This is a genomic window from Rhodococcus sp. NyZ502 (genome assembly GCF_041464245.1).
Classification (GTDB): Bacteria; Actinomycetota; Actinomycetes; order Mycobacteriales; family Mycobacteriaceae; genus Rhodococcus_F; species Rhodococcus_F qingshengii.
On the sequence record NZ_CP167155.1, the window covers coordinates 618,205 to 645,103 of the forward strand.

The following is a 26,899-nucleotide window of genomic DNA, read 5'->3' on the forward strand; positions in this document are numbered from 1 at the left end:
ATTCGATTGGTACGGTGAGTTGAATCGGTCGAGTCGACGCTCACCGATTGACCACATTTGTCAAACTCGGCGAAACAGCCTGTCTGTCAGGTGGTTAACTCCTGGTGTGCTTGCCCGATCGTGGCGGTCAGGTGTCGATACCTAACTGTGATTGTGATGGTCGCAACTATCAGTGATGCGGGCCCTGTTCGCCCCGCTGAGCGTCGATCAGATCCATCGCATCCTTCAGACCCAAGCCCGGATGCAGTTCGCGTAGTGCCTTGATTGCCGGAATACGGTCGTCAGTCGACGCGAGTGCGCTACGGACGTCGTCGGCGGGTATTTCGGTGGGGGCAGTCGTCCCTTCCCACCACACCGACTGAGGTTTGTTCCTGTTTCGCCAGGCTTGGACGGTGCCGTAGGCAAATCCGGCCGTCGCGAAAAGCCAGATTGCCAGGCGAACCCAATTACCGGTTGTCGGTTCCGTGGTCACTGTATGGATGGTGCTCGGACCGATTACGACTACGAGCAGGACGAGGCCAATCGTCTGCCACCATCGCTCGACGCGCCTGCTCGGATTCCACCACTCGGCCATCGATCGATACTCGCACAGGGCTGCTGTTTCGGTGCGACGATGGAGATCATGGAGATTCGTGATGCGGTGGAGCGACTTCGGGCGGATTCCGGGACCTCGATGATCTTCGGAGAACCGCACCAGACCAGCGACGGATCGACGATCATCACGGTTTCGCGTCTACACCGGCGGTGGCGGGGCGACCCGATACCGGTGCCAGTGGGAGTGTTCTCGATCCACGAGGGTGAGCCGTCGTGGTCACCGGCCGTCGATCACACCAGGGCGGCTTTGATGGGGGAGTTCATCGGGCTGGCGGCCGCGGTGATCGCAACCCTGGCAGTTCTACGTCGACCGCCCTGGCCTGATGTGACGATTCAGAAGGGGTGACCCAGAATTACGCCGATCAGTTGGAACGGCATCGCGAGGAACATCGATCCGACGTAGAGCGGATAGCGAATCGGATCGCCGGCGAGGTAACCCTCGGCGAGCCAGGCCATGACGTCTGCTGATCCCATAGTCGTTACTTCCCTTCGCTGTTGTGGTTCACCGACATTTTCGGTCGTGGGAGTTGTTTTGTTACAAGCGAACTCGAAGGAGGAGTACATGTGAAGGCAGTTTCGACGCAGCAAACGTCGTCAAGCGAGATCCCCGGGGGCGGTGTCCTCTACCAGCTAAGTCTCGATACTTAGCACTGTTCCGTAGTGAAATCTGTGCGTTCTGCACATGTCGGGACAATTCGGTGAGCCCTACAGTCGCTGCATGACAACGACACCTTCTCCTCTCTCAGGCAAGACCGTCGTACTGATCGGCGGCGGAACAGGCATCGGGCTGCGAGTGGCGCAGCTTGCCGTCGACGCCGGCGCGCAGGTAGTTCTCGGTGGCCGAACCGCATCCAAGCTCGAAGCAGCGGCCGCGCAGCTGGGTGAGGCTGCGCACTGGTTCACCGTCGACACCTCCGACGACGACTCGGTGAAAGAGTTCTTCACCAACATCCCCAGCGTCGATGCTCTCTTCACCACGGCTGCCGATTACCAGGTCGGCTCGTTCCGTGAACAGAGCGTCGAGGAAGCGGCGTCGCCGTTCACCTCCAAGTTCTGGGGGCAGTACCGCGTCGTGCACGCTGCGCTCGACAAGCTGACACCCACCGCATCGGTGGTCCTCATGTCCGGCGCTGCCAGTGTGCGGCCACCCGCAGCTGCCGCGGCATACGTTGCAGCCAACGCGGCAATCGAGGGGCTCGGGCGGGGGCTGGCGGTCGAACTGTCGCCGATCCGCGTCAACACTGTCGCTCCCGGAACCATCGACGGGCATCTGTGGGCTCAGCGCCCGGCGGAGGTTCGGGAGGCCGCGTTCACCTGGAGCGCCGAGAACAACGTGCTCGGCCGCGTCGGGAACGAAGACGAGATTGCACAAGCGGTGTTCTATCTCTTCACCAACACGTACACAACGGGTTCCACGCTGTACCCCGACGGCGGATACGCGTTGCGTTAGACCCGTGCCATTTGGCGACTGTGTGAAATGACGACTGTGCGAAATGCATTGTCGTAACACGAAGAAACGCCAATTCGCCCATAGGCGTGACCCTGGCCACATTCGTACCGTCTTCTCCGAGAACACTTCCCAACTATTCGAGGAGTCCGTCATGAAAAACACGTCAACGACCGCCGCCGGCGGTGAAGTGTCCGACGGTGACGACTACGCGCTCACCCGCGTTCCCGACGAAGCACGATATTCGTGGTTCTCGGTGGCAGTACAGCGATTCGGTCAGGTATCGGCACTCGCACAGTTCTTGCTCGGTGCGACGCTCGGCTACGGTATGACGTTCTGGAATGCCTTCTGGGCATTGACAGTCGGGGCGGTGATTCTCGAGGTCGTCTGTATTTTCATCGGCATCATCGGGGTTCGTGAAGGGCTCAACACATCGGTGGTCGCACGCTGGTGTGGATTCGGGCACGCAGGTTCCGCGGTGATCGGTTTGGTGATCGGGGTCAGCCTGATCGGTTGGTTCGGCATTCAATCTGCTGTCTCTGCATCAGGTTTGCACGGAATCATGCCGTTTCTGCCGCAGTGGGCGTGGGCTTTGGCCTTCGGTCTCCTGATCACCGCGATAGTCCTTCGCGGGTTCGGATCCATGCAACTGATCGCCAATATCACCGTTCCGCTGTTCCTGATCCTGGTCGGTTGGGCCGTCATCGCCGAACTGCGTAATCACTCGCTGTCAGATCTGATGACATCTGCTCCAGCCGGGCCGGAGCTCAGCTTCCTCGCCGGAACTACCATCGTCGCAGGCGGTTTCATTGCCGGAGCAGTGATCACACCTGACATGACGCGCTTCAACCGCACGGCAGGCGATGTCGTGAAGCAGACGCTCGTCGGAATAACGTTGGGCGAATACGTGATCGGGCTGACCGGTGTTCTCCTTGCCCATGCCGTTCGCAGTTCCGACATCGCCACGATCATTCTCTCGTCGGTCGGTTGGGTCGGCGTTCTGATCATCGTTCTCGGCACCTTCAAGATCAACGACTGGAACCTGTACAGCTCGGGGCTCGGCGTCGTGAACTTCATCGACGTCGTGTTCGGTCGACGGATCAATCGCGCAGTTGTCACAGCAGTTGTCGGCATCACCGGTTCGGTCCTCGCGGCTGCCGGAATCCTGAACTCGTTCACCGACTTCATGATCCTGTTGGGCGTCGGATTCCCGCCGATCGCCGGGATCATGGTGGCGGAATACTTCATCGTCAAGACATGGCGCAAGGATCTGGAGGAGAGTCGAGCTGCGGGTACCCTCCCGAACTCGGCACCCACTTGGGTACCGGCCACGCTGGTGATCTGGATCGTCTCGGCGCTGATCGGTCATTACAGCACCTTCGGCCTGCCGTCGATCAACGCGGTGGCCTCGGCCTTCGTTCTCTACGTCGTCGCGGGTCGACTCGGCCTGATTCGCGGAGTCGGACGCACCGCAACCGAAGCGCCGCAAGAGACTTCGGGAAAATCTGCGCTCACGCACTAGCACGGCACACACTGTAGAAGGGAGTTCGCGATGCGAATCGGAATCGACGTCGGTGGTACGAACACCGATGCGGTCCTGATGGACGGGACCACCGTCATCGGGCATGTCAAACACTCGACCAGCAAGGACATCACCGGCGGAATCGGCGGAGCTCTGGCGGCGCTGCAGCAGCAGTACTCGTTCTCTCCCAGCGCTGTTCAAGCAGTGATGATCGGCACGACGCACTTTCTCAACGCTCTCATCGAGCAACGCGGACTTGCACCGACAGCGGCTCTGCGATTGGGGCTTCCGGCGACCGCCGCGCTTCCGCCGATGGTGGGGTGGCCGCGAGACCTGGTCTCCGCTGTGCAAGGAAGGCACTACCTCGCTCACGGTGGGCACGAGTTCGACGGTCGTCGTATCTCGCCGCTGGACCCCGACGAGATTCGCCGCCATGCCGCCGATATGGCTCGCAGCGGTACTCGTTCGGTCGCAATATCTTCGGTGTTCTCTCCGGTCAATCTCGAATGCGAAGCGGCCGCCGCGGAGATCGTGCGTGAGGAACTCGGCCCGGACGTCGCAATTTCGCTCTCGCACGAGATCGGTCGAGTGGGTCTACTCCAGCGGGAGAACGCGACCATCATCAATGCTGCGCTGCGCGAGCTCGCCGATCACATCGTCGACGGTCTTGCCCGATCTTTGGTCGAGCACGGCATTGTCGCGCCGCTGTACCTGAGCCAGAACGACGGAACCTTGATGGACATCGAGTACGCGAGGCGTTATCCGGTGGCGACTTTCGCTTCGGGGCCGACCAACTCCATGCGAGGCGCCGCTGTTCTGTCCGGTCTGGCCAGCTGTGCGGTGATCGACATCGGGGGCACCACTACCGACGTGGGCGTATTGACCAACGGTTTCCCCAGAGAAGCCACCACGGAGGTGACGGTCGCGGGGGTACGGACCAATTTCCGTATGCCGGACGTCTTCTCGATCGGTATCGGTGGTGGTTCGGTGGTGGATGCAGACGGACTCACAGTCGGACCCGAATCTGTGGGATACGAATTGGGTTCACGGGCACTCGTATTCGGCGGTGACACGTTGACGGCCACCGACATAGCCGTCGCGGCAGGCTTGGTCGACGTCGGAGATCGCAGTGCGGTGGCGCACCTCGACCGCGGCCTGGTGTCGACGGCACTCGACCGGATCTCGCGCCGAGTCGCCGACGCCGTGGAACAGATGCGGACCACGTCGGATCCACTTCCCGTTGTGGCGGTTGGCGGGGGATCGGTACTGCTGGAGCGTGAACTCCCGGGCCTGGGAACGGTGATTCGTCCTGAGCGCTTCGATGTTGCCAATGCGATCGGCGCTGCGATCGCGCAGGTCAGTGGTGAGGTAGATCGAGTCGAAGCGGTGCGGGACGGGCACCGGCAGGTTTTTGCCGACGATGCTCGCCAGGAGGCGATCGATCGGGCAGTCGCCGCAGGCGCACGGCCCGAGTCGGTGCAGATCGTGGAGTTCGACGAGGTCCCGATTCCGTATCTGCCGGGCAACGCAACACGTATTCGAGTGAAGGCAGTCGGTGACTTGGCACTGCACAGTGGTTTGGTCTCCACCGGTCAGGAGGGCTCACGATGAGTTGGACACTACGAACGGCGGATCTCGACGACCTCGCCAGGGGCGCAGCCTTGTTGGGCACCGGCGGCGGGGGAGATCCGTTCGTCGGCAAGATGTTGGTCACGCAGGCGCTCGGTGAGGCCGGTGAAATCACAATTCTCGATCCGGAGGAGCTTGACGACGACGCGTGGGTGATTCCCGTCGCGCAGATGGGTGCCCCGACCGTCGTGGTCGAAAAGATGCCGCGCGGAACCGAACCCGAGCTGGCGCTGATCACGTTGGAGAAGCACACGGGTCGAACTGCAGATGCCACGATGCCGATGGAGTGCGGCGGAATCAATTCGATGATTCCGTTGCTGGTGGCCGCACGGCGCGGCCTGCCGGTTGTCGACGCCGACGGGATGGGACGAGCCTTTCCTCAGCTCGAGATGGAAACCTTCTCGGTGTACGGGATTTCGGCGAGTCCGCTCGCCATGGCGAACGAGCACGACGAGGTGGCGATCTTCGACACCGGAAGTGACAACAGCAGATTGGAGGGCCTCGCCCGCGGGGTGACGTCGAGGTTCGGTGGGATGGCGCACATCGCGCAGTACTCGATGACGGGTGCAGATGTGAAGCGGACGGCGATCCCACGGACTCTGTCGTTGGCCATGACCATCGGCCGGTCCATCAGACTTTCACGTGAGCAGCGGGTGGACCCGGTGCAGGCGCTTGTCGACAGTCTCGCCGACACGCTCTACGGATACGGGCGAGTTCTCTTTCACGGCAAGGTGATCGATGTCGACCGGCGAACCGATGAGGGGTTCGCTCGGGGTTCGGTGCGGATCGCCGGCGTCGGAGACGAAGAGCTGGAAGTTCAGTTCCAGAACGAAAATCTGATCGCCGTCCAATCCGGAGTGATGGTGGCGATCGTGCCAGACCTGATCTGCATCGTCGAGGCCGATACCGCCGAACCCGTCACCACCGAGGGCTTGCGGTACGGGCAGCGCGTTGCGGTCATCGGGATCGCGACCCCACCCATCATGAGAACCCCGGAGGCACTGGCGGTCTTCGGCCCGGCTAGCTTCGGGCTCGATCGCCCGTTCCTGCCGGTGGAGACACTCGAGCAACCTGTACTGGCAGAATAGCGAGCCGTGAGCAGGCTGCACGCGGTCCGGGAGGCCGACCTCGACGCGATCGCAGCGGGGGCGGTGGTCCTGGGCTGCGGCGGGGGCGGCGATCCACGCCTGTTCGTGGAAATGCTGCGTCCACTGATGACGTCTACTTCGGTGGAGGTCATCGCGCCGGACCAGTTGCCGGAGGAGGCATTGGTGATGCCGGTGGGAATCGTCGGATCGGCCCTGGCTTTGGAGGAGCAATTGCCCTCCGGGCGTGAGTTTGCAGATACTGCAGCAGCTTTGACGCGCTGGACCGGGAAGCGTCCGACCGCGGTGATGACTTTCGAAGGCGGTGGACTCAACGCTCTCTCCGGCATTGCGGCGGCGTTGGCGTTGGGAATTCCCGTGGTCGACGCGGACCTGCTGGGTCGAGCGATGCCGCGGCTCGATCACTTCTCTCTCGCCGCAGCCGGGTTGGAATTGTGCCCGGTCACACTCGCCCAGCCCGGCGGCCTCATTACCGTCGTCGACGGAGTGGATGTGCTGGGCGCCGAGGTAGCAGTGCGGTCGTTGATCGGGAGAACCAGCGGTTGGGGCGCTCTGGCGATCGCGTCGATCGATGCGCGGACGGTGCAGGAGGCGTGCATTCCGGGAACTCTCTCCCGAGCATACGAACTGGGTCAGCACATCGGGGCACTGGGCAGTTGGCAGGAGATCGCGGAAAGCTCCGGGGCCCGGGTAATGGGGACTGGCCGGGTGCGTGCGGTCCGTCGTAGTCGTCCGGACACCGGCGATCGTCGGGGCAGCGTGATTCTCGAACACGATTCTGCGGTGATACGAGTCGAATTCGAGAGTGAGTTCCTGACCGTCGCGTTGGACGGCGAGATGATTGCAACGTGCCCGGACATCGTGACGTTGCTCGACGTGCGGACCGGCGCCTTCGTCTCGTGTGAATCCGTGCACCAGGGGCACGATGTGGCCGTGTTGGTTCTTCCCGGTCCACAGTGGTGGGCGGAAGAAGTGGGCAGATTGAAAGTTGTCGGCCCGCGGGCATTCGGGATCGACCACGACGCAGTGCTGATGGAGGCGCGATGAGCGCGAGTGTTTCGGCGTTGCTGAACAACCCGGCCTTTGTCGGGCTGTATCGACTGGCCGGGGAGGGTGATCCCGTCGTGACGACAGTGGGAGCACTCACCGGGGAATCGGCACAGTCGGCCGAGGCCGTGTCGGATGCGGCGAGTTCAGGATCAGTTCTGGTGATTCTCGATCGAATCGACATCGGGGAGTGGAGATTCGACGCTCTCCTTCGGCGCACAGCGGCGACCGGCTGCCAGGTGGTCGCTGTGCACAGCACTGCGGCGGAGGATGCGAATCTCTCGTTGCTTGCCGATCGGCTCGGACTGGTGGTGCTCGGAGTATCCGACCCGTGGCAGTTCAGCGTGGATCTTCGCGATCTTCTCTCGAATTCGCGGGCGGTGATGGCCGACGCAGTACTGCGGGCGACACACGCGGGCCAACGAGCCGGAGGAAGCGTCGAGAATCTTCTGTCGGTGCTACTGAACACTTTTCAGCGTTCATTCTTTCTCCTGGACTCGTCCGGACGTCCGATGACCGGCGCCGACCTGTTGTCAGACACTGATCGAGCAGCCGCCGGTATGTTGTCGGGTCGCGGGGCGCCCACCACGGTCGAATTGGACTCCGGCGGGGTCCTGATTGCGTGCCCGGTGATGTCCGGCGCAGCCCGAGAGCCCTGGCTGGCGGTGCTACTCCCGGTGCGTCAAAGCGTCGAAGAGGCTTCTCTCTCAGTGGTTCTCGACGTGACCTCGTTGGCTGCCGGGCACCGACTGGCCGTTGCGCGCATGGTCGACGAGCGTGAAGCGCGCCGGCGTAGCGCGTTGCTCGGTGAACTGATCGACACGTCAGCAGACGCCACACCCGGACTGCTCCGGCGCGCACTCGACGCGGGTTGGATGCTGGACGGATGGCACATCGGCATCAAAGTCCTGGCGGTCGGTGAGGTCGACCTGGTGGCAAGACGCAGCGAGGTTGCAGATGCTCTCGCCGCCGAGGGAATCGACGCCAATGTCGTGGAACAGGCTGACGGCTGGGCGGCGTGGACGACTCTGCCAGGCGAGCCGCGACCGGAGGCGATCACCAGGATCGCCGAGTGCATCCGTGCAGCTCAGGCCAGGTTGGAACCCACGATGGAGACCTGGGTAGGTGTGGGACGCGCACACGACGGTCCGGCTGGAATCGGTTCGTCCCTGTCGGAGGCCGGGGATGCCGCTCGGCTCGCCGGTTCCCGATCTCAAACAGGTCGATTCCTGCACGTGGACCGCCTCGGGCTGGCGCAGTTGCTGCTGGCGTGGACGCGAACCGACACCTTCCAGCCTGCGGCCGCGGCATTGCTCGCACCGCTACGCGATTCCAATGGAGAGTTGCTCGAGACTCTGTCGACGTACCTCGACGAAGAATCGTCTCTGGCTCACACCGCAACCCGAATGGGCTTGCACCGCAACACCGTATCGAGTCGGATCGATAGAATTCAGCGCCTTCTCTCGGTCGATCTGGCCGATCCGGAAACCAGGCTTGCGCTCCACCTCGCCTGCCGGACGATCGCGCCGTGACGACGGTCTTCGCAGCTTCGTCTTGACAAGCGCGGGAGGTTCCTGCCATCCTCGTTGCCAGGTCACGAGTACCAGTGTTCAGCCCCGGCTTGCTGGTCGGCAACCCTCCTCCGCGGTGGGGTGCTCCGGGTGACGACCCGGCTGCGTTCGAAAACGAATGCGGCAAGCGCGGACTCTTCCGGGGCCATCTCCCGACGAACGAGTCCTTGAACGTGAGGATTGTCTTCGATGACTGCTGTATTGAGTGCCGACACCTGCTGCACCACCGCGATTGCCAAGGTTTCGGGTGCCGACCTGCAGGTTCCATTGGTTCAGGGCGGCGAATGCTCCTACGCCAACTTCGACTACGCGGCCAGCGCGCCGGCATTGGCCCAGGTCACCGACCGTATCGCCGAATTGTTGCCCACGTACGCCAGCGTCCACCGCGGTGCCGGCTACGCGTCCCGGATCTCCACGCTCACCTACGAGAACGCTCGTGAATCCGTTGCTCGTTTCGTGAACTGTGCCGACGATCAGGTTGTCGTCTTCACCCGGAACACCACCGATTCGCTGAACCTGCTTGCGCAGTGCGTCCCCGGCAGCACCGTCGTCCTCGACGTCGAGCATCACGCAAACCTGTTGCCGTGGAACGACGCTCGTATCGTCACCGCCGCAGACACCATCGAAGAAACGATCGAGCGTCTGATCGGTGAACTGTGCACCAAGCCTGCCGCGCTGCTCGCAATCACCGGGGCCTCCAACGTGACCGGTGAGATCCTGCCGATTGCACGTTTGGCTGACATCGCTCACCGTTGCGGCGCACGTATCCTCGTCGACGCTGCTCAGTTGGCTCCCCACCGTCGCATCGACCTGCAGGAATGCGGCGTCGACTACGTAGCGTTCTCGGGCCACAAGCTGTACGCGCCCTTCGGCGCCGGCGTTCTCGTCGGCCGCCGTGACTGGCTCGACGAAGCTCAGCCGTACCTCGCCGGCGGCGGCGCCGTGCGTGAGGTGACCATCGAATCCACCGAGTGGGCTTGCGCGCCCGCACGCCACGAGGCGGGTTCCCCCAACGTGCTCGGTGCGGCAGCCATCGCGACCGCCTGCGAAACCCTGCACGCCCTGGACTTCGACGTGATCGCCGAGCATGAGAAGGCGCTCACCGCCCAGCTCACTGACGGCTTGTCCGCCATCGAGGGCGTCTCACTCGTGCGACTGTGGAACGACGCTCCCGACGCCGTCGGAATCGTCACCTTCACCGTCGACGGATTCGAAGCGGGCGAGATCGCCGCATTCCTCTCCGCCGAGCACGGCATCGGAGTTCGCGACGGTCGCTTCTGCGCACATCCGGTTCTCGCGCGCCTCGGCCTCTCCGGCGGTGCAGTTCGCGCCAGCCTCGGCCTCGGTAGCAGCTCGGACGACGTGACGCGGTTGGTCGACGCCGTGAACATCCTGGTTTCGAATCAGCGTGATTGGAAGTACGCGAAGACGGCAGGTGCGTGGAACCCTGTGCCCGAGACCCGCCCCTTCCTCGGAGCCGCAGACGACAATGCCGGCGCAGCCGAGTGCGTCTGAGCTGAGCTCGGTCCCCGAAAACTCGAACGGACAACTAGCATGGCAGCCATGGCACCAGCAGATTTTCCCGCCACCCCTTCGAGAGTGAGCATCACTCTCGGTCAGTGGTGCCGTCGCCATGTCGATCTGTGCCGCACCTCTTCAGGAATGTGTTCGAGCTGACGATTCGTCTCGCTCATCCCATACTTTTCTGATTTTCGGAGGTCTCACATGTCTTCACTCGCTTCGCATTCTCTGCACGTAGCGGTCGAGTTGACCGGATCCGGTCACCATCCGGCCGCTGAGGGCGCACCCGGCAACCTGCCCATCATCGGCGGCGACTACTGGGTGGACCTCACCGAGGGTGAAAAGGCTCTCGATTTGGCTTCATTCCCTACCAATGTGGTTCGGATTCGCGCTGCGGATCTGCGTGAGGCACAGCTCGAACGCGCACGGATACGCGCTGCCGTCGCTGAAGAAGGACGCGATCCCGACAGCGTCGCAGTGCTGGTCGATCTCGAGATTCTGATCGCGCCGGAGGCTCGCTCCGCTCGTAAGGAGCTTGCGCAGTTGGACAGCGCGTTGACCTCGCCGCGGGTTCCCGTTTCGCTTCATTACGTCGGAACGCCTTCCGGTCTCGGCAGTTTGATCGCCGATATCCGAGCTGCGGAGGTCGCCGACGGCGTTACGTTGCTGCCTCTCGCATTGCCTCGCACGCTCGAGCATCTGGTGGACAGCACCATTCCGTGGCTTCAGGATCGCGGACTTGTCACACCGTCCACCGCAGTCGACGAGGTTCTCGGGCGTTTCGGACTGCCGCCCCGTCATCGCACGCTTGCGTCCTGATCGTCACCGATTGCATCTGCGTACAGGTGGAACAGCGACGGTAATTCGTCGGCACCGTCCACCTGTGCCAGAAGCGTCCAGCACTGCGCAGTGATCGACCGAGCCCTCGTGCCGATCCAGTTGGTGGGCAGTAGTTCCGGCGGCAACAGCGGATCCGGTTCCATGGCTCGCGTGAATTCCGCCGCGAGTTCGATGGTCATCGTGACAGCATCGGTACCCGGACTGTTCTGCAGTTTGTGCAGGCGTGCGGTCGCTACGTCGAGTAGCCGTTCGTATCCGTCAGCGATCTGGTCCAGTGGCCACAACTGCGCGGCAATCTTCACGGGGTCTTCGAGAGTGCCCACTTTCAGATCTCGAGTGGTGAGAGAAGACAGGTGCTGTTCGACGTCGAGTTCGGCGGCCGCATCGCGAATATACGGTTCCCAGGCGTGCGGCGAGACGTACAGACCGCCCTGGACGAGCGCGCCGCCGAGGTAAACGACCCTGGTGCGCAGCGCATCTCGCGCTTTCCGTGACGACTCCGGAATTGCGAATCCGGCCAGGTGCCAATACCCGTCCCACGGCGTCACAGTGTCGCGGTCTTGTCGATAGGCCAGCCGAACGAATTCGACGTCGGGTTCCATCTCGCGCAGGGCTTTCGGCGTTGCTCGTAGCGTGGCCTGCCGCCCGCGACCTTCCTGAGTGAACTTCCCCTCGGTGACCAACCGCTTGATGCACAGCCGAACCTGTTGATCAGTTTTGCCGAGGGCGTCGGCGGTGGCATAGAGGGTGTGCCCGTCGACAGTTCCGTCCGTGCGCAGTAGTCCCTCGATCAAGATCCTCGTGGGTACATCGACGTCCCTGTCGGTCATCGCCATGTCCTTTCCTCGCTTCTCGACACCTTCGCCCACAACTGTACTATCGAATGCAATACGATCGTTTCAAATTCGTACGTTAGGGCGGGAAGATGGCAGCGGAATCGATGAGCGAGGGCAAGAGTAAGCCTCGTTTACGCAGGTGGATGGTTACTTCCCTGGCGGTGGTCGTTGTTCTGATCGCGACTCTGGTGGGCTGGACGCTGTACCAGAACACCTATGACATCCGTGAGGAAAAAGTGACGATCACCGGGGGATCGGTGCCGCTCCAGGGAGTCCTTGCACTGCCCGAACACGGTGACGGTCCCTTCGGGCTCGTGGTTTTCGTCCACGGAGACGGCCCGGTCGATGCAACACATGAGACGTTCTATCGACCGGTGTGGGAGGCGTTCGCAAAGGCGGGGTACGCGTCACTCTCCTGGGACAAGCCGGGGGTGAATGGGGCACCGGGCAATTGGCTCGACCAGAGCATGGACGATCGCGCGGCAGAAACGGAAGCGGCAATCGAGTGGGCGCGGGGACGTTCGGATATCGATCCGTCTCGGATCGGTCTGTGGGGTGCAAGCCAGGCAGGGTGGGTGATGCCCAAGGTGGTGAACCTCGACCCGGACGTAGCGTTCGTCATTGCCGTGGGTCCCGCGATCAACTGGCTCCAACAAGGCGAATTCAATACCCTAGCCGAACTTTCCGAGAGAAATGCGTCGGCCGACGAGTTCGAGAAAGCGCGGGTCGATCGTGCGAAGAACTTGGATCAGTTGGCCCGTGATGCATCGTTCGACGATCTCGTGGCCTCCGGCGAGGCCGACGGTCTCACCGAAGACCGGTGGAACTTCATCCGAAAGAACTACCTCTCGGATGCGCGAGCCGATCTCGAAACCGTGAAGGTTCCGGTGCTCTTGATCATCGGCGGACAAGACGTCAACGTCGACGTGGCTGATACCGAAAGGGTGTATCGCGAATTGTTGGACACTCCAGGGCAATTGGTGGTCAAGAAGTACCCCGACGCTACGCATTCGATCGTGGACAAGGATCTCGAAGACTCGGAAGTGAGGTCCGCTCTGGTGGCCGTCCTTGCTCCCCGTTCGATCTTCGCTCCCGGCTATCTAGCGGATCAGACTGCATTTTTGGAGGGAATTCATGGCTGACGGAATCACGGTTGTCGCACTGGGTGGTGCCGGTGCCATGGGCTCGGCAGCAGTTCGTCTGGCCGCAACATTGCCGGGAATCGGCAAGGTAGTAGTCGCGGATCGCGATATCGATGCTGCGAAGCGTCTTTCAGTTGAACTGGCGCAGGCGTCAGCGGAAGTCGAGGCGCGCAGCATCGACGTCACGGACGGTCGCACGCTACGTGAATTGCTTGACGGCGCAGACGTGGTCGTCAATACGGTCGGACCGTTCTTCCGTTTCGGCGTCGGCATTCTCCAGGCAGCGATCGAGACCGGGACTCACTATCTCGACATCTGCGACGACTGGGAGCCGGCCGTCGACATGCTGGAATTGGACTGTGCCGCGAGGGGAGCCGGAATCTGTGCGGTAGTCGGCATGGGCGCAAGTCCCGGGATGAGTAACCTCCTGGCCGCGATGGGAGTCTCGCGATTGGACGTGGTCGACGATCTGTATACAGCCTGGCCGGTTGATGTCGAGGGCGAGGACGAGTCGGTGGACACATTGAGTGCAGCCGCCGTTCACTGGATGCAACAGATCAGCGGCCAGGTTCCGGTGGTTCGTGCGGGGCGAATCGTCAACGAAGAACCGTTGCGTTCCATCGCACTCGAACTGCCCGGCGGACGTCGGGGGAACGCTTACGTGGTCGGGCATCCGGAGCCGGTGATGTTTCATCGGACCATCAATCCTGCGGGGCATTCGGCAAATCTGATGGTCATCACACCGGAAACCGTGGCGTTTCTCGACGTTCTCCGCGCCGACATCGACAAGGGGAGAATCGATCTCGACTCGGCCGCCGAAGAATTGGGCAAGCCTTCGCTCGGACGGATGATCCGTGCTGCGCCTCGAATGCTCACGCGCGCCGGCCACGGATCCCTGCCGTTGTTCTTCGCCTCGGCGACAGGAATGTTCGACGGAAGAGCGATGCGCGTCGTGGCCCGGATTGCAGACGATTCACCGGTGTCGGAGTTGCTGTCGGACATGGCCGGTGCAACCGGAATCCCCTTGGCGCTCGGCCTTGCTCAGGTGGTGTCCCGGCTCGCCGACGGAACGATTTCGGATCGGATCGGTGTGCACTCACCCGAGAGCGTCGTCGACCCGGAAGTTCTGTTCACTGCGCTGGCGCGGTTGTTCGATCGAACCGACTGGAGTGAGATCGTCACCGTCGAATCCGAGTTCCGCTAGTCAGTTCGCGGCGTGTGATCCGATGCGACTGCGGATTTCGGTCTCGACGCGATCGGCGTCCTTGGGGCTGAACGAAGGCGATCCGTGGCCGGCGAGAGTGAGTACCACCGCGGTCTCCTTCCACGGGCGTGAAAGATCCAGGCTGTACCACGAGCTGAAATCTGTTGTTCCCCAGATTCGTAGGCGTCCGCTCAGCCATGACATGACTCCGAGGTCGACGGATTCGATCTGCGAGTACGGGACGAACTTGCTGACAAACGGGAAGTAGTAGTGGCGGATCGTGACGCCCTGATCGTCGATCCGGACGGTTCGGTCCTCGTAGATTGTCGATGTTCCTGCACTCACAGTGATAACCCGGTTCCTGCTGGTCGATGCTCTCGATGGCTGCTTGAAAACCAACCATACAGTCTCTATTGGGACAGGCTGCGAGCGCGGGCGTCAAGCGCTGGTGGGCCTTGAGACGACGAGATCGCTCACCGCGATCTGGGCATTGCCGATTGCCGTCTGAACTGGTTCACAACTGCTCGATGCTCGGGCGAGCGCAAGAACTGCGGTGAGCAGGGCAGCGTCGGGTTGTCCTTCGAACGGTCCGCTCTCGACATCGAACTTTCCAGCTCGCAACTGCTTTCGGGCGTTGATTCCCAGTTGTGAAATGACCTCGTCCATCGCGGTCAGGCATTGGGCGAGCGCTCCGATCGACCAGTAGAGATCGGCTGCAACGACGGGTGTCCCCGACGCCACGGTGCCGGCGCGGCGTAATCGGTTGTGGGTGTCGAGGAGTATCTCGGGCAGCCTGTGGTCTGCGCAGTGTTCCATCCCGCCGCCTCCGTAAGGTGTAAAGTTAGGTTATTCAATTACGGTAGGGCAGGACGGTAAGGGATGCAAGTAGTTTTAGACGATTACGTCGCCGGTGCGTCGTTTGCGACCGACTTGGTCAATACCTCGCCCCGCGTGTGGGTGGAGGCAGGTGACGCGTTGGCTGCCCCTCAGGCGCTTCACGATCTACTGGACGAACATGGACTCTCGCCGGATGCGCTCACCAACGGACGTCGGCTTACCAGCGGTGAACTTGCTGAGGTCAAGGAACTCAGAGAGGGGATTCGTTCGATTCTCGATGCTCCGACTTCTGATGAGCTCGTTGATCGCACTCATCGACTCCTGCAGACCGTCCCGCATCACGTCCGACTCGTGCCTGATGCCCGGTCCGACTATCGATGGAATGCGGTACCGGACAGCAGAATCAATCTCACCGGCGAACTTGCGCTGTTGATCGGCTACTCGTTGCTGGGGACTCTGCGCACATTGGGGTACGAACGATTCCGCCCATGCGCCTCGCCGACGTGCAACGGGGTGTTCGTCGATACAAGCCGTGGAGGGCGACGCCGCTACTGCATGCCGGCGTTGTGCGGCAACCGAATCAACGTCGCGAATCACCGTCAACGGCAGCGTCGTACTTAGCGTCTGCGCTTGCCCGGTCGATAGTGACAATCGAACAGAGTACGGCCGACTGTATGGGGAACTTCAACGAGATACAGACCACGTCAATCCCGCACGATTGTCGCCATGGCAACTCCTAGTAGATGGCGGCTCGTATGAAAGCCCGTTCTGTCTCCGCGACAGCAGTTATCAGCGTTGGGGTTTTCACCCTGGCCGGGTGTGGCGGCGCATCCAGTCCCGGAGGTTCGGTCGGTGAGTATGCAAAGGACGGCAGTTTCACGACTGTCATCAACGCCGATCCCGGAAATCTGCACCCTCTGATCACCAACCTTACGTCGACTCAGATCGTGAACGCGTACTCGTACGATTCGTTGATCGACATCGACGCGCAAACACGCACTGTGCGTCCCTATCTGGCGGAGAGCTGGAGTGAAGAAGGGAACACTCTGAAGTTCGTGCTCAAGAAGGGCATCACTTGTGCCGACGGCACTTCCTTCACCGCACAGACCGCGGCCGATGACATCAACTGGGTCATGGATCCTGAAAACGCTTCACCGCTACGCGGATCCACTGTGCCGATGTCGACTTCGGCCTCAGCGGACGGTGACGAACTGACGGTGACTACCGCCGAGCCAGCGCCCTTCCTGCTCTCTCGAATCGGCGCGTTGCGGCTTCCGTGCGCTGCGACGCTCGAAGACCCGGCCAGCATCCGTTCGAGTAGCAACGGAACGGGTCTGTTCAAGGTCACCGAAGTTGTTCCCAACGATCACATCACGATGGAACGACGCGACGGTTACACCTGGAGTCCGAACGGCGAGACCACTTCCGGCACTCTCGGAGTGCCGAAGACAGTGACGATCAAGATTGTCACCGATCCCAGTACGACGGCGAATCTTGTTCTCACCGGCGGAGTGAATGCCGCAGCGGTCACCGGTTCGGACGAGGAACGAGTCTTGGCCGCGGGTCTGGATTCGAAGACCTACACCACGTTGTCCGGCGAGTTCATCTTCAATCATTTCGCGGCCCTACCCACGGCAGACCGTGCTGTGCGGCAGGCCCTCGTGCAGGCAGTAGACCTGGACGACTACACCGAGATCACCACCGGCGGTAAAGGAACCCGCGCACGCGCCCTCGCGGTTTCGGAACCCCTTGCCTGCGACTACAACAGTGTCGAAGGGACGATCCCCGATTTCGACGTCGATGCAGCAAAGAAAACGCTGTCCGACGCAGGTTGGAAGGCGGGGGCCGACGGCATCCTGACGAAGGACGGTCGACCGCTTGCCCTCAACGTGATTTTCAACAACTCACGCGATACGAACTCTGCCGCCGCGGAATACGTGGCAACCCAGTGGGAAGGACTGGGCGCGAAGGTGAAACTGACCGGTGGCGACTACAGTTTTGTCATCGCCAACACATTCAGCACCACCGACCTGTCGTCGTGGGACGTTTCCATCGGTTTGACGCTGGGGAGCGATACGCCGAGTATCTTTGCGAAGTACTTCACCGGCCCACCGAAGCCTGAAGGAGTGAACTTCGCTTCCCTCGACAACAAGAAGTACATCGAATTGTCCACTGAGGCTTCGCTTCTTCCCGGTGACGAGTCCTGCAAGGTCTGGGAGGAAAGTGAGCGGGCATTGTTCAAGGACGTCGACCTGCTGCCGGTATCCACGACTCCCGCTCACATGTTCTTCAACGGGGCAACGTCGATCTATCCGCCATCGAGCGGAATCCTTCCGGGCTCGGCGATCCGTGTCCTGAAGTAGGACCCTCGGCAGCGCTCACTTTCGGGTATTGATCATCCGAAGAGCAAACCGAAATACCACTGCAGCACCCGCACCTGCAGCCAGGCCGGCGACGACATCGGCAAGAAGGACACCGACGCCTATGCCCAGGACGGCAGCGGCGGCGACAGCAAGGGCTACGTCAGCACGAGGAGCGGCGATCGCGGCATCCTTTCCCCGAGTATCGAACGAGCACCCATCTCAACGGAGCATGTCACGAAACTGTCGTCCGCAGGTGTATCAACAGCAAAATGTGTGAAACGCGTCGGCCCCGACGGAGTTGGACTCCGCCGGGGCCGGGCTGTGTGTACAGCGCAGTGTGTATTGCGCGCTGGCTCAGTGTGTCGGAACGGATTCCTTCGAGGAGGTCGGGGACGTATCGGTGTGCTGGCTACCAATCTCCCTGCGGGAGTTGGAGCTGTTGAACCGAGGGAGGAAACCGGCCAGGACGAGTGCGACGACGGCGGATCCGGCAGCGAGGGCCATGACGACGCGGAAAGCGTTCTCCGACGGCAGCGTTGCCCCACCGATGGACATGGTCATCTGGGCGATGACGACACCCGCGATGGCGCTGGCGAATGATGTACCGAGGGAGCGCATCAGGGTGTTGAAGCTGTTGGCTGCACCGGTCTCGGACGGAGGAACAGCCCCCATGATGAGATCGGGCATCGCGCCGTAAGCCATACCGGTACCGGCGCCGATGATCACGGCGATCACGATCAGTTCCCAAATCGAGTGCATGGCGAAAATGCCGATGCCGTAACCGATTGCGACGACAACGGCGCCGAGCATGAGCGTCACCTTGGGGCCGTGCGAATTGGTGATACGTGAGGACAGCGGAGAGATCAGCATCATGATGATGCCGGAGGGAGCCATGACCAGACCCGCGGTGAGCATCGAACCGCCTAGGCCGTAACCAGTGACTTCAGGCAACTGGACTACCTGGGGAAAGACCATGCTGGCGGCGAACATCGCGAATCCGAACACGATCGATGCGAGGTTGGTGAAGAGCACCTGGCGGCGGATGGATACGCGTAGATCCACCAGCGGCTTGGGGGTGCGTAGTTCCCACCAAGCCCAGAATCCGAATATCAGGATCGCGGCGCCGAACAGGGAAAGCGTGAGCGTGCTCGTCCAACCCCAGTCGCCACCCTTGGAAATGGCCAGTAGTAGAGCGATGAGGGCGGCTGAGAGCGAGATTGCCCCGCCGAAGTCGAACGTGCCACCTGTTCGAACCGTCGATTCGGGGACCAGGACGACAACAAGAACGGCCGCAAGAGCGCCGAGCACGGCTGACGCCCAGAACAGGACGTGCCAGTCGGCGTACTCGGCGATCAAAGCCGCGATCGGAAGACCTAGAGCGCCACCGACTCCCAGTGAAGCGCTCATCATCGCAACAGCGCCGGCGAGCTTCTTGGGCGGAAGCACGTCGCGCATCACACTGATGCCCAGCGGAATGACGCCGGCAGCAAGGCCCTGCAGGATTCGGCCGGCAACGAGGGGGATAACGCTCGAACTGAGTGCTCCGACCACCGAACCGGTGACCAACAGCGCCATGCTGATCAGGAGTAGACGCCGTTTGCCGAACATGTCGCCCAAGCGGCCCATGGTCGGGACGGCGACGGCAGCTGCGAGCAGCGTGGCGGTCACAGCCCACGCGGTATCGGACGCCGGCGCGTTCAGGTACTCGGGCAGATGCGGGATGATCGGGATCACCAGCGTCTGCATGAGCGAGACGACGATGCCGGAAAACGCCAGAACAGCCACCACTGCGGTGGTGGCTGGCGACTTCGTTGTCTGTGGCGGCGTTGTCGGTGGTGGTGAAGTGGTTGACGACATTGCGGTAACTCCATCGGAGGAAGAACGAATAATGGTTTAAGTCAGTTGCTTGAACTAAAGTTAAATCAATTGACTGACTTAACGGAAGGCTGTGTCTCCGATCGTGACGAATATCTCCGGTGCCGAGCAGCTTCGGATGGTCGAGGATGATGGTGTCCATGACTACGAGGACTGAGGACGCGTCGGCCGATGTCGGCGGCGCCGCAAATTCCGCGCGCTCTGCTGCAACCCGAGACCGCATTCTCGCCGTCGCCGAGCAGTTGTTCGCAGAACATGGAGTCTTCGCGGTTTCGAACCGTCAGGTGAGCGAGGCGGCAGGTCAGGGCAACAATGCTGCCGTCGGATATCACTTCGGAACCAAGACCGATCTGGTCCGCGCGATCGTGAACAAGCATTCCCAGCAGGTCGAGAAGAACCGTGGCGAACTGCTGCGTGAGATCGAAGGGTCCACAAATGTTCGTGACTGGATTTCGTGTCTGGTTCGGGCGTCGACCGATCACTACGCCGAAATGGGTGGCCCGACCTGGTATGCGCGGTTCAGCGCGCAGATTCTCACCGACCCGGTCCTGCGGAAAATCGTCTACGACGAGGTACTGGCCTCGCCCACCCTGCAGGAGACGCTTCGGGGACTCTCTGACTGTCTGGCCGACATGCCGATGAGTGTTCGACGCGCCCGCGCGGACATCGGACGCAATGCGATCGTGCACATGTTCGCCGAACGTGAGCGCACGCTTGCCGAAGAGGGGCCGGACGCGGTCACGTCATGGGAGGACTTCACGACCGATCTCGTCGACGCGCTGGTCGGACTTTGGACGGCTCCGATCAGCCGCTGACCGGCCGTTTGTCCGCGCTAGCCGCCCGCCCCGGGGCAACCCTGCGGGATGGATCTCGCGTCGGTGGAAGATCCAGGAGCAAGCCGACTCCGGCAAGAATGACGACGAGCCCGCCGACGAGCGCGAAGGTGACAGGTTCGTGCAACCACAGCACTCCGATAGCTGATGCCGAAATCGGAACGAGAAGCGTGACGGCCGATGCCGCGACTGGACCCGCCTGACGAATTATCCAGAAGTAGACCAGGTAGCCACCGGCGGTAGCCCCCAGCCCCAGGGCTACCACGGCGATGAGTGGGCCGACGGTTATGGGCCCCGGAGGGGGAGCGACGGCGGACACCGGCACCAAGAGGGCGACCGCGGCAAGTTGCTGGCCGAGGGCCAGCGTCAGGGGTGGAGTGTCCTGGAACGACTTTCGTGCGTAGACACCTCCGACTGCGTACAGCAGCGCCGCGGTCAAAGATGCGCCAATGGCCAGCATTGCGCGACTGTCGATCGTTGACGGAATTCCGCCGACAAGCACCGAGACGCCGACGATGCCGATCGCGACCCCCGAGAGTTTTCGCCAGGTGATCTTTTGTCGAAGCCAGAAAGCGGCGACGAATACGGTGAACATCGGAGTCGTGGCATTCAGGATCGACGCCGTCGACGAGTTGAGGCCGACGATCGCAGTTGCGACAAGTGTCAGGGGCCCAGCGACGTTGAGGGCAGCCAGCAGTAGGAATGCAGGAAACCGATGACGGACCGCGCGCCAGGTCGATCTGCTGGAAGCAGTTATCAGCGCGAGAACCAACGCTGCAACAATGAAGCGGCCGTGCGTCGTGCCGACGGCGCCGAGAGTTGGTGCTGCCACAGCAACCAGGGGGAACGAGCTTCCCCAGAGCATGCCGACCAACAGCAAAGCTCCAACTACGGCGAATCGGCTGCTGCCGATTGCTTTCCAGTTCTTCATTGCTCCTCTTCGTCGACGATCTCGCGGACATGGCTGGTTGATGCCAGACCTACCCTATACCCCCAGTAGGTATAGGGTTGACTGTGTCGTGATGCTGCAGGTGATCCGAGACTGGTGACGCATTATTCTTTCTCCCGCAATGGTTTATACGGCGATGTGTCAACTGAACGCACCCTTAGGCTCAGTCAAAAATACCTATAGGGGGTATATTGGCGGTTGTATCGGGCTCGCTTTGCGGGCCGCATCCGTCCCGCAAAAGAACAGGAATCCCAATGAGCAGTTGTGGCTGTGGCAACACCCCGAAGTCTGACGCCAAAGGCGATGTCGGCGCTGTCGGTTCGGCGATGCCGACCGGTGGGAAAGACCTACTCAACGCTGGCAGTAGTGAACTCGTCGAATGTCGGGTCATGCCCGGCAGTGTGATCGAAAAGGCGCGTGCCGAAGCGGAAGGCCTGTTCCGTGACTTCGAAGGAAATCGGTACTGGTTCTGCTGCAAGGGATGTGGTCCTCGATTCGGCGCAAATCCGAGGAAGTACGCCGACGTGAGTTGAGCGAAAAGTGGTGGTGCAGGCGATGGCTGCACCACCACTTTCGTTGAGGCCCAATCGAGGTTCGGGCAGACCGTCGACATCAGACGGTGCGAGCGCATGCGCACTGGGTTGCCGCCAAGGTGCATTGGCCTCGCGTGGTTTCATACGTCGCCTGTCCGGGCAATTCAGCAACTGTCTCCCGAGGCCAAAGTGCAAATCCTGCAACGGCTCCCACTGCGGCAAGCGCTGCAAGGATGCTCCAGGTGACCGCAAATCCCGCGCTCGAACCAACCCATCCGGCGATCGGATAGGTGACAAGCCAGGCAAGGTGCGACAGGGAGAACTGGGCTGCGAACACCTCCGGTATGCCTGCGGGTTCGACGGAGCGCCGAAGTACTTTTCCGGTCGGAGTGACGATCATGGCCATGCCGGCGCCGACGAGCGCCCACACTGCGGCAGTGAGCATCCACGTGAATACACCGGCCACGGCGAGGGCTGCTGCCGCGCCGGCGCTGACGACCAGGACAACGGAACCTGCTGTCATCACGGTACGTTCAGCGGTTCTGTCGAGAACGCGTGGAAGAAGAAGCGCGGTCACCAACGTGCCGGTGCCTGACGCGGCAAGCATCCACGCCACGTCGGATTGGGTTCCACCGAGCTCGTCGCGGACGTAGTTGACGGTGTTGACCACCACGATCGATCCGGCTGCTGCCACCACGAGATTGAGTGCCATGATGCCGCGCAGTCGCGGCGTGGTCACGAAGATCCGCATCCCCGACGCGATCCGATCCCACGCCTTGCGGTGAGTACTTCGGCGAGCGTTGGGGATTCGGGTGGCCAGCACGAGCAGTGCCGAGACCGCAAAGCCCACGGAGGTGGCGACGAACAACAGGTTGAATGTCATGAAGGACAGTGCAACTGCGGCAAGAACAGGGCTGAGCAGGCTTTCCATCGTGTAAGCGACCTGCGATGCCGACAGTGCGCGGGTGAAATCGGCCTCGTCGGTCACGATGTCAGGGATGACCGCTTGGAACGTGGGAGTGAACGCTGCCGACGCAGCTTGGAGAACGCCCACCAGCACGTAGATGTGCCAGATCTCGCTGACGAAGGGCAATGCGATCACGACTGCTGCACGAATGGCGTCGAGGGCAACGAGGAAAGCCCGTCTCGGCAACCGGTCTACGTACGCCGCCGCGAGTGGAGCGATCACGACGTACAGGGACATCTTGATCGTCAGCGCGGTGGCCAGCACGGCTCCGGCGCTCGGTCCGGCGAGTTCGTAGGCGAGTAGACCCAGCGCAACCGTCGCCAACCCGGTGCCGAACAGCGCGATGATCTGGGCGCTGAAGAGCAGGCGATAGTCGCGAATCAAGAACAGACGCAGGATGTTCCGTTCCGGTGCGGACTTAGCGATCCGGTTCATTTGGTTTCACTCCCGCGACAAGATTGAAAGCTCCGGTCAGGACATTGAGGGCGACGATTCCGACTATGTCGGCGATCTCGCGATCACCGTAGCCGTGCGCTCGAAGTCCCGTGATGTGTTCGTTTGAAATCGAGGCAGGCTCCCGATAGACGCGAAGTCCGAGGTCGATCATTGCCGCGATGGCGGGATCGGCCGAGGTGCCGGCGCGGGCACGCTCGATCTCGTCCGCCTCGACGCCGTTGGCGCGCGCGGCGGCGACGTGGGCTTCGAGGCAAACAGCGCAACCTTGCTGGACCTGCACAGCGATAGAGATTCGCTCGGTGATCTTGCGGCTCAGTTTCGCTCGCTTCATTGCTCGGCTGAGTTGCAGATAGCCGCCCAGCACAGCGGGCGAATGAGCCATCGCCGCGACCATGTCACCGACCTGTCCGTGACGGTTGACGAGTTCGGCGAGAAGGTCTTTCGATGCACCGACAGCGGTGGTGGGCGTGAGAGAAGCAAGGCGCGACATAACGAGTCCTAAGTGGTTCCGCCGGTGGTGGGTTCGGCTGGTGACAGCCGGCCGAACCCACCACCGGAGTTGGTCAAGAATTGACGGTGGATTGAACGGGTCGAGGATCGTCGACCTTGGTCGACCGCATCACGACCGCGGTGATTGCTGCGCCAACCACTGCGATGGCGGCTGCTCCGAGGAACACGGCGGAGAAACCGTTCGTCAACTCCGTCAGGTCACCGAGTTGATCAGCACCGAACACTGCTGCGATCGCGGTCATCACCGCGAGGCCGACAGCCGAGCCGACCTGGTAGCTGACGTTGACGATGCCGGAAGCCAATCCGCCCTCTTCCGGGCGTGCAGCCGAAATCGCCGTACCGAGTGAGGGAATGAACGCCAGCGTCATACCTGCCGCAGCCACGAGCGACGCCGGCAGTACGTCGACCCAGAAGTTGCCGGTGGGCCGGATCAACGACATCCAACCCAAACCGATTCCCAGTATAAGCAATCCGGTCACGATCATTGCTTTTGCGCCGAAGCGCGCCATGGCCCGTGGTGCCACGACGACCATGCCGAGCATGACGAAGATCGTCATCGGCAGCAGCGCCGCACCGGCCGGGAAGGCGCTGTATCCGAGCACTTGCTGCAGGTACAGGTTCAGGAAGAACCACATCGGTATCCAGGCGGCGCCGAGCACGAGCTGAGCGATGTTCGCGGCACCGAGGTTGGGCGCCTTGAAGATTCCCAGACGCACCAGAGGTTCCCGACGCTTCGACTGGATCAACACGAATGCACCCAACAGAGCGGCCGAAACGGCGAGTGCCAGCCACGTCTGCCCGGATCCCCATCCGACGTCAGGTGCTCTGACGATGCCGAAGACTCCGACAGCAAGACCTGCGGTGACAGCGAGTGCGCCGAGGAAGTCGATCGACCCGGTACGTGCCGGTGCGTTCGGCATCAGGAGGGGAGTAGCGATCAGCGCGATGACAGCGATGGGAATGTTGAGGTAGAACACCCAAGGCCAGCTGGTGTATTCGGTGATGACGCCGCCGAGGAACACGCCGGCCGTACCGCCGGCCGGGGCGGCAGCGCCGTAGATGGACAGCGCCTTGGTCATTTCCTTTTGTGTGCTGCCGAACAGCATCATCAGCAAGGTGAGCGCCGATGGTGCGATGAGTGCGGCGCCTGCGCCCTGGACTGCACGGCCCGCAAGTTCGACGGCGACGTTACCGGCGGCACCGGCGACAACGGAACCGATCAGCAGGATCAGCCAACCAGCAGAGAACACTCTGCGGGCGCCGAACAGGTCGGACAGGCGGCCCCCGAGGAGGAGTAGCCCGCCGAACGCGATGACGTACGCATTGAAGACCCAGGTCAGGCCTTCTTGGGAAAAGCCGAGATCGCTCTGCATCTGGGGGAGAGCGACGCCGATGATGGAGGTGTCCATGATGACCATGAACTGAGCGGCGGCGATCAACGCCAACGCCCACCACTTACGGGTGGATTTCGGTTGTGTGGACATTCTGAGTCCTTACCTGTACGGGGTATAGGTGATGCTTGTGTGGTCAAGGGGTGTCGTAAGCGGGCCTGGGTGACATCGGCGCAGCGCTTCGTTGGGGTGCACGGGGAAATGCTGCTCTTGGAACTCATTCGGCCGGCGCTCTGCGTAGATGCGCATCGGATCTCCTTCGAGTGAATTCAGGGTGTTCGAGTAGTTCGTTGCATACCCTAGGGGGGTATGGTACAAATTGCAACAGGTTCGATGTCAAGGAGTGCAGAACCTGACGCAGACGGCAACGAAAGTGCTGCCGACCCAAACTTTGGAGGGCAAGATGTTCAGCGACAACGGCTACACACTGGAATTGGCAACGTCGGAGGCGGCCGTCGGCAACCATGTCCCCTTGCAGTTCCGGATCCTGGATCCGGTTGGAACTCCGTTGATCCGGTACACGGACACCCACGACAAGCAGTTGCATCTGATCGTGGTCGGTCTGGACCTGACCGGATTCCAGCACGTGCATCCCGAATTGGACGAGAACGGAAACTGGCATGTGTCAGTCGATTTCGATCATGCGGGAGGCTATCGAGTATTCGCTGATTTCACTCCGGACGGTGGTGACGGAATCACGCTCAGTGCGGATGTGCGCGTCGCCGGATCCTACGATCCTCGGCCGTTGCCCGCCGCTACTGCCGCCACGACGGTCGACGGCTATACCGTCTCCCTCGAAGGCGCGGCCCATGCCGGCCAGACATCGAAGCTCACGCTCTCGGTCAGTCGTGACGGAATCCCGGTCACAGACTTGCAGCCCTACCTTGCCGCATACGGGCATCTGGTCGCGTTGCGTGCCTCCGACCTCGCCTATCTCCATGTCCATCCGGACGGCTACCCCGGTGACGGTCTCACGCCGGCCGGACCGGCAATCACCTTCTACGCCAACATGCCGAGCGCCGAGGATTACCGGTTGTTTTTGGACTTCAAGCACGGCGGAGTGGTGCGTACGGCGGAATTCACGCTGACGGCCGACAATGCGACCACGCCTGGGGCCGAACACTCGAGCCACGCGCACCACGGGCACTGAAACCGAATGCGTTTCGCAGCAACGGGAAAACGGGCATGGGCAATCGCCATGCATCCATCTGTTCGTGCAGTAGCGAAATGCGTGGCGATGTGCGCAGTGATTGCTCTGCAAGGCAACGGAAGTCGAAGAGTCGCCGCACATCGCCCCGGTAACGAGAATTGTTGCGAAGTCACGCGTTGACGAACAGGAGGACATCGAATGTCGGAAGCGACAGAAGTGGGCAACGCTCCAAGCAGTGCCCCAAACAGTGTCCAAGGCAATGATACGACCGGCGATGTGTGCTGCACGGGAGATTCGCACGGCTACATCACCGCCAAGGGCGACTACCTGGCGCGTCTGCGTCGCATTGAAGGTCAAGCTCGCGGCCTGCAGCGCATGGTCGACGAGGACAAGTACTGTATCGACATCCTGACGCAGGTGTCGGCGATGACCAAGGGCCTCCAGGCGGTGGCCATGGGCCTGCTCGAGGACCACATCGGCCACTGCGTCGTCAAAGCCGCTGTTGCCGGTGGGCCCGAGGCGGACGCGAAGATCAAAGAAGCAAACGACGCGATTGCGCGATTGGTCCGCTCATAG

27 protein-coding genes and 1 riboswitch are annotated in these 26,899 nt (G+C 61.8%); of the genes, 17 read left to right on the top strand and 10 right to left on the bottom strand.

Annotation, left to right across the window (positions count from 1 at the left end):
• Nucleotides 1-169: 169 nt before the first annotated feature.
• Entirely contained in the window at nt 170-472 is a 303-nt protein-coding gene (locus tag ACBG85_RS02905; protein ID WP_232329970.1) for a ribosomal protein L7/L12, read from the bottom strand.
• A 3-nt stretch (nt 473-475) separates the two neighbouring features.
• Between ACBG85_RS02905 and ACBG85_RS02910 the strand changes: the two genes are divergently transcribed.
• On the top strand, nt 476-940 hold the full coding sequence (locus ACBG85_RS02910) for a hypothetical protein (RefSeq protein WP_371714019.1): 465 nt from the start codon (nt 476-478) through the stop codon (nt 938-940).
• Here ACBG85_RS02910 and ACBG85_RS02915 read toward each other — a convergent pair.
• Nucleotides 928-1,068 (bottom strand): hypothetical protein, encoded by a 141-nt coding sequence (locus tag ACBG85_RS02915; protein ID WP_003941170.1) that lies wholly within the window; start codon nt 1,066-1,068, stop codon nt 928-930. The two genes, ACBG85_RS02910 and ACBG85_RS02915, sit on opposite strands and share 13 nt — an antisense overlap.
• A 244-nt stretch (nt 1,069-1,312) precedes the next feature.
• Between ACBG85_RS02915 and ACBG85_RS02920 the strand changes: the two genes are divergently transcribed.
• The 8 genes from ACBG85_RS02920 to ACBG85_RS02955 all read left to right on the top strand — a co-directional run bounded on the left by ACBG85_RS02920 (nt 1,313) and on the right by ACBG85_RS02955 (nt 11,256).
• Entirely contained in the window at nt 1,313-2,044 is a 732-nt protein-coding gene (locus ACBG85_RS02920; RefSeq protein WP_054828021.1) for an SDR family oxidoreductase, read from the top strand.
• 151 nt (nt 2,045-2,195) lie between these two features.
• A complete protein-coding gene (locus ACBG85_RS02925; RefSeq protein ID WP_372026139.1) occupies nt 2,196-3,563 on the top strand; it encodes a cytosine permease in 1,368 nt (455 codons plus the stop codon).
• Between the two features lie 30 nt (nt 3,564-3,593).
• On the top strand, nt 3,594-5,174 hold the full coding sequence (locus ACBG85_RS02930) for a hydantoinase/oxoprolinase N-terminal domain-containing protein (RefSeq protein ID WP_058039288.1): 1,581 nt from the start codon (nt 3,594-3,596) through the stop codon (nt 5,172-5,174).
• A complete protein-coding gene (locus ACBG85_RS02935; RefSeq protein ID WP_058039287.1) occupies nt 5,171-6,280 on the top strand; it encodes a DUF917 domain-containing protein in 1,110 nt (369 codons plus the stop codon). Before ACBG85_RS02930 ends, ACBG85_RS02935 begins: the two co-directional genes overlap by 4 nt.
• A gap of 6 nt (nt 6,281-6,286) precedes the next feature.
• The gene (locus ACBG85_RS02940) at nt 6,287-7,345 is read left to right on the top strand and encodes a DUF917 domain-containing protein (protein WP_372026143.1); all 1,059 of its coding nucleotides are present in this window, start codon (nt 6,287-6,289) and stop codon (nt 7,343-7,345) included.
• Nucleotides 7,342-8,877 (top strand): CdaR family transcriptional regulator, encoded by a 1,536-nt coding sequence (locus tag ACBG85_RS02945; RefSeq protein ID WP_081557286.1) that lies wholly within the window; start codon nt 7,342-7,344, stop codon nt 8,875-8,877. The genes ACBG85_RS02940 and ACBG85_RS02945 overlap by 4 nt, the downstream gene beginning before the upstream one ends.
• A gap of 60 nt (nt 8,878-8,937) precedes the next feature.
• A riboswitch (SAM riboswitch) is annotated at nt 8,938-9,052 on the top strand.
• Nucleotides 9,053-9,105: 53 nt separating this feature from the next.
• Complete coding sequence (locus tag ACBG85_RS02950) at nt 9,106-10,431, top strand: aminotransferase class V-fold PLP-dependent enzyme (RefSeq protein ID WP_003941108.1); 1,326 nt, start codon at nt 9,106-9,108, stop codon at nt 10,429-10,431.
• 210 nt (nt 10,432-10,641) lie between these two features.
• A complete protein-coding gene (locus ACBG85_RS02955; RefSeq protein ID WP_050655923.1) occupies nt 10,642-11,256 on the top strand; it encodes a hypothetical protein in 615 nt (204 codons plus the stop codon).
• Here ACBG85_RS02955 and ACBG85_RS02960 read toward each other — a convergent pair.
• A complete protein-coding gene (locus tag ACBG85_RS02960) occupies nt 11,235-12,113 on the bottom strand; it encodes a phage repressor protein (protein WP_050655932.1) in 879 nt (292 codons plus the stop codon). The two genes, ACBG85_RS02955 and ACBG85_RS02960, sit on opposite strands and share 22 nt — an antisense overlap.
• 143 nt (nt 12,114-12,256) lie before the next feature.
• Between ACBG85_RS02960 and ACBG85_RS02965 the strand changes: the two genes are divergently transcribed.
• A complete protein-coding gene (locus ACBG85_RS02965; protein WP_042450570.1) occupies nt 12,257-13,255 on the top strand; it encodes a S9 family peptidase in 999 nt (332 codons plus the stop codon).
• A complete protein-coding gene (locus tag ACBG85_RS02970) occupies nt 13,248-14,459 on the top strand; it encodes a saccharopine dehydrogenase family protein (RefSeq protein ID WP_081557288.1) in 1,212 nt (403 codons plus the stop codon). The genes ACBG85_RS02965 and ACBG85_RS02970 overlap by 8 nt, the downstream gene beginning before the upstream one ends.
• On the opposite strand, the gene ACBG85_RS02975 is transcribed toward ACBG85_RS02970, so the two are convergent.
• Both ACBG85_RS02975 and ACBG85_RS02980 read right to left on the bottom strand, forming a co-directional pair.
• A complete protein-coding gene (locus ACBG85_RS02975; protein ID WP_042922749.1) occupies nt 14,460-14,804 on the bottom strand; it encodes a hypothetical protein in 345 nt (114 codons plus the stop codon). It abuts the gene before it with no gap.
• Between the two features lie 93 nt (nt 14,805-14,897).
• The gene (locus ACBG85_RS02980; RefSeq protein WP_042922747.1) at nt 14,898-15,275 is read right to left on the bottom strand and encodes a hypothetical protein; all 378 of its coding nucleotides are present in this window, start codon (nt 15,273-15,275) and stop codon (nt 14,898-14,900) included.
• A gap of 63 nt (nt 15,276-15,338) precedes the next feature.
• Here ACBG85_RS02980 and ACBG85_RS02985 point away from each other — a divergent pair, with 63 nt between their 5' ends.
• Together ACBG85_RS02985 and ACBG85_RS02990 are read left to right on the top strand one after the other, a co-directional pair.
• Entirely contained in the window at nt 15,339-15,917 is a 579-nt protein-coding gene (locus ACBG85_RS02985) for a CGNR zinc finger domain-containing protein (RefSeq protein WP_042450527.1), read from the top strand.
• Nucleotides 15,918-16,051: 134 nt separating this feature from the next.
• On the top strand, nt 16,052-17,659 hold the full coding sequence (locus tag ACBG85_RS02990) for an ABC transporter substrate-binding protein (protein ID WP_081557289.1): 1,608 nt from the start codon (nt 16,052-16,054) through the stop codon (nt 17,657-17,659).
• A 354-nt stretch (nt 17,660-18,013) separates the two neighbouring features.
• Here the strand turns inward: ACBG85_RS02990 and ACBG85_RS02995 are convergent, their stop codons facing one another.
• Complete coding sequence (locus tag ACBG85_RS02995) at nt 18,014-19,516, bottom strand: MFS transporter (RefSeq protein WP_372026149.1); 1,503 nt, start codon at nt 19,514-19,516, stop codon at nt 18,014-18,016.
• Nucleotides 19,517-19,674: 158 nt separating this feature from the next.
• On the opposite strand from ACBG85_RS02995, the gene ACBG85_RS03000 reads away from it, so the two are divergent.
• On the top strand, nt 19,675-20,349 hold the full coding sequence (locus ACBG85_RS03000) for a TetR/AcrR family transcriptional regulator (protein WP_047269737.1): 675 nt from the start codon (nt 19,675-19,677) through the stop codon (nt 20,347-20,349).
• On the opposite strand, the gene ACBG85_RS03005 is transcribed toward ACBG85_RS03000, so the two are convergent.
• The gene (locus ACBG85_RS03005; RefSeq protein WP_372026152.1) at nt 20,339-21,298 is read right to left on the bottom strand and encodes a DMT family transporter; all 960 of its coding nucleotides are present in this window, start codon (nt 21,296-21,298) and stop codon (nt 20,339-20,341) included. The genes ACBG85_RS03000 and ACBG85_RS03005 overlap by 11 nt on opposite strands.
• A 272-nt stretch (nt 21,299-21,570) precedes the next feature.
• Between ACBG85_RS03005 and ACBG85_RS03010 the strand changes: the two genes are divergently transcribed.
• Nucleotides 21,571-21,849, top strand: a complete 279-nt coding sequence (locus tag ACBG85_RS03010; protein ID WP_234551023.1) for a hypothetical protein — start codon at nt 21,571-21,573, stop codon at nt 21,847-21,849.
• Nucleotides 21,850-21,928: 79 nt separating this feature from the next.
• Here ACBG85_RS03010 and ACBG85_RS03015 read toward each other — a convergent pair whose 3' ends face one another.
• From ACBG85_RS03015 to ACBG85_RS03025, 3 genes are all read right to left on the bottom strand, one after another.
• Nucleotides 21,929-23,251 carry an MFS transporter gene (locus ACBG85_RS03015; RefSeq protein ID WP_372026154.1) on the bottom strand — a complete coding sequence of 441 codons (1,323 nt, stop codon included), beginning with the start codon at nt 23,249-23,251 and terminating at the stop codon, nt 21,929-21,931.
• Complete coding sequence (locus ACBG85_RS03020; protein ID WP_215515625.1) at nt 23,235-23,762, bottom strand: carboxymuconolactone decarboxylase family protein; 528 nt, start codon at nt 23,760-23,762, stop codon at nt 23,235-23,237. Before ACBG85_RS03020 ends, ACBG85_RS03015 begins: the two co-directional genes overlap by 17 nt.
• 73 nt (nt 23,763-23,835) lie before the next feature.
• Nucleotides 23,836-25,266 carry an MFS transporter gene (locus ACBG85_RS03025; RefSeq protein WP_372026157.1) on the bottom strand — a complete coding sequence of 477 codons (1,431 nt, stop codon included), beginning with the start codon at nt 25,264-25,266 and terminating at the stop codon, nt 23,836-23,838.
• Between the two features lie 250 nt (nt 25,267-25,516).
• Here ACBG85_RS03025 and ACBG85_RS03030 point away from each other — a divergent pair, with 250 nt between their 5' ends.
• Entirely contained in the window at nt 25,517-26,323 is an 807-nt protein-coding gene (locus tag ACBG85_RS03030; RefSeq protein ID WP_333829427.1) for a hypothetical protein, read from the top strand.
• A gap of 198 nt (nt 26,324-26,521) precedes the next feature.
• Nucleotides 26,522-26,899, top strand: coding sequence for a metal-sensitive transcriptional regulator (locus ACBG85_RS03035; protein ID WP_029537469.1), 378 nt, complete (start codon nt 26,522-26,524; stop codon nt 26,897-26,899).

Coding starts and splice junctions, on each gene's coding strand:
- ACBG85_RS03035 (WP_029537469.1), top strand. CDS start 26,522: ATGTCGGAAGCGACAGAAGTGGGCAACGCTCCAAGCAGTGCCCCAAAC.
- ACBG85_RS03000 (WP_047269737.1), top strand. CDS start 19,675: ATGACTACGAGGACTGAGGACGCGTCGGCCGATGTCGGCGGCGCCGCA.
- ACBG85_RS02990 (WP_081557289.1), top strand. CDS start 16,052: ATGAAAGCCCGTTCTGTCTCCGCGACAGCAGTTATCAGCGTTGGGGTT.
- ACBG85_RS03005 (WP_372026152.1), bottom strand. CDS start 21,298: ATGAAGAACTGGAAAGCAATCGGCAGCAGCCGATTCGCCGTAGTTGGA.
- ACBG85_RS02970 (WP_081557288.1), top strand. CDS start 13,248: ATGGCTGACGGAATCACGGTTGTCGCACTGGGTGGTGCCGGTGCCATG.
- ACBG85_RS02945 (WP_081557286.1), top strand. CDS start 7,342: ATGAGCGCGAGTGTTTCGGCGTTGCTGAACAACCCGGCCTTTGTCGGG.
- ACBG85_RS02910 (WP_371714019.1), top strand. CDS start 476: ATGGATGGTGCTCGGACCGATTACGACTACGAGCAGGACGAGGCCAAT.
- ACBG85_RS02950 (WP_003941108.1), top strand. CDS start 9,106: ATGACTGCTGTATTGAGTGCCGACACCTGCTGCACCACCGCGATTGCC.
- ACBG85_RS03025 (WP_372026157.1), bottom strand. CDS start 25,266: ATGTCCACACAACCGAAATCCACCCGTAAGTGGTGGGCGTTGGCGTTG.
- ACBG85_RS02960 (WP_050655932.1), bottom strand. CDS start 12,113: ATGGCGATGACCGACAGGGACGTCGATGTACCCACGAGGATCTTGATC.
- ACBG85_RS02995 (WP_372026149.1), bottom strand. CDS start 19,516: ATGTCGTCAACCACTTCACCACCACCGACAACGCCGCCACAGACAACG.
- ACBG85_RS03010 (WP_234551023.1), top strand. CDS start 21,571: ATGAGCAGTTGTGGCTGTGGCAACACCCCGAAGTCTGACGCCAAAGGC.
- ACBG85_RS02980 (WP_042922747.1), bottom strand. CDS start 15,275: ATGGAACACTGCGCAGACCACAGGCTGCCCGAGATACTCCTCGACACC.
- ACBG85_RS02930 (WP_058039288.1), top strand. CDS start 3,594: ATGCGAATCGGAATCGACGTCGGTGGTACGAACACCGATGCGGTCCTG.
- ACBG85_RS02955 (WP_050655923.1), top strand. CDS start 10,642: ATGTCTTCACTCGCTTCGCATTCTCTGCACGTAGCGGTCGAGTTGACC.
- ACBG85_RS02985 (WP_042450527.1), top strand. CDS start 15,339: ATGCAAGTAGTTTTAGACGATTACGTCGCCGGTGCGTCGTTTGCGACC.
- ACBG85_RS02925 (WP_372026139.1), top strand. CDS start 2,196: ATGAAAAACACGTCAACGACCGCCGCCGGCGGTGAAGTGTCCGACGGT.
- ACBG85_RS03020 (WP_215515625.1), bottom strand. CDS start 23,762: ATGTCGCGCCTTGCTTCTCTCACGCCCACCACCGCTGTCGGTGCATCG.
- ACBG85_RS02915 (WP_003941170.1), bottom strand. CDS start 1,068: ATGGGATCAGCAGACGTCATGGCCTGGCTCGCCGAGGGTTACCTCGCC.
- ACBG85_RS02965 (WP_042450570.1), top strand. CDS start 12,257: ATGGTTACTTCCCTGGCGGTGGTCGTTGTTCTGATCGCGACTCTGGTG.
- ACBG85_RS02935 (WP_058039287.1), top strand. CDS start 5,171: ATGAGTTGGACACTACGAACGGCGGATCTCGACGACCTCGCCAGGGGC.
- ACBG85_RS02920 (WP_054828021.1), top strand. CDS start 1,313: ATGACAACGACACCTTCTCCTCTCTCAGGCAAGACCGTCGTACTGATC.
- ACBG85_RS03015 (WP_372026154.1), bottom strand. CDS start 23,251: ATGAACCGGATCGCTAAGTCCGCACCGGAACGGAACATCCTGCGTCTG.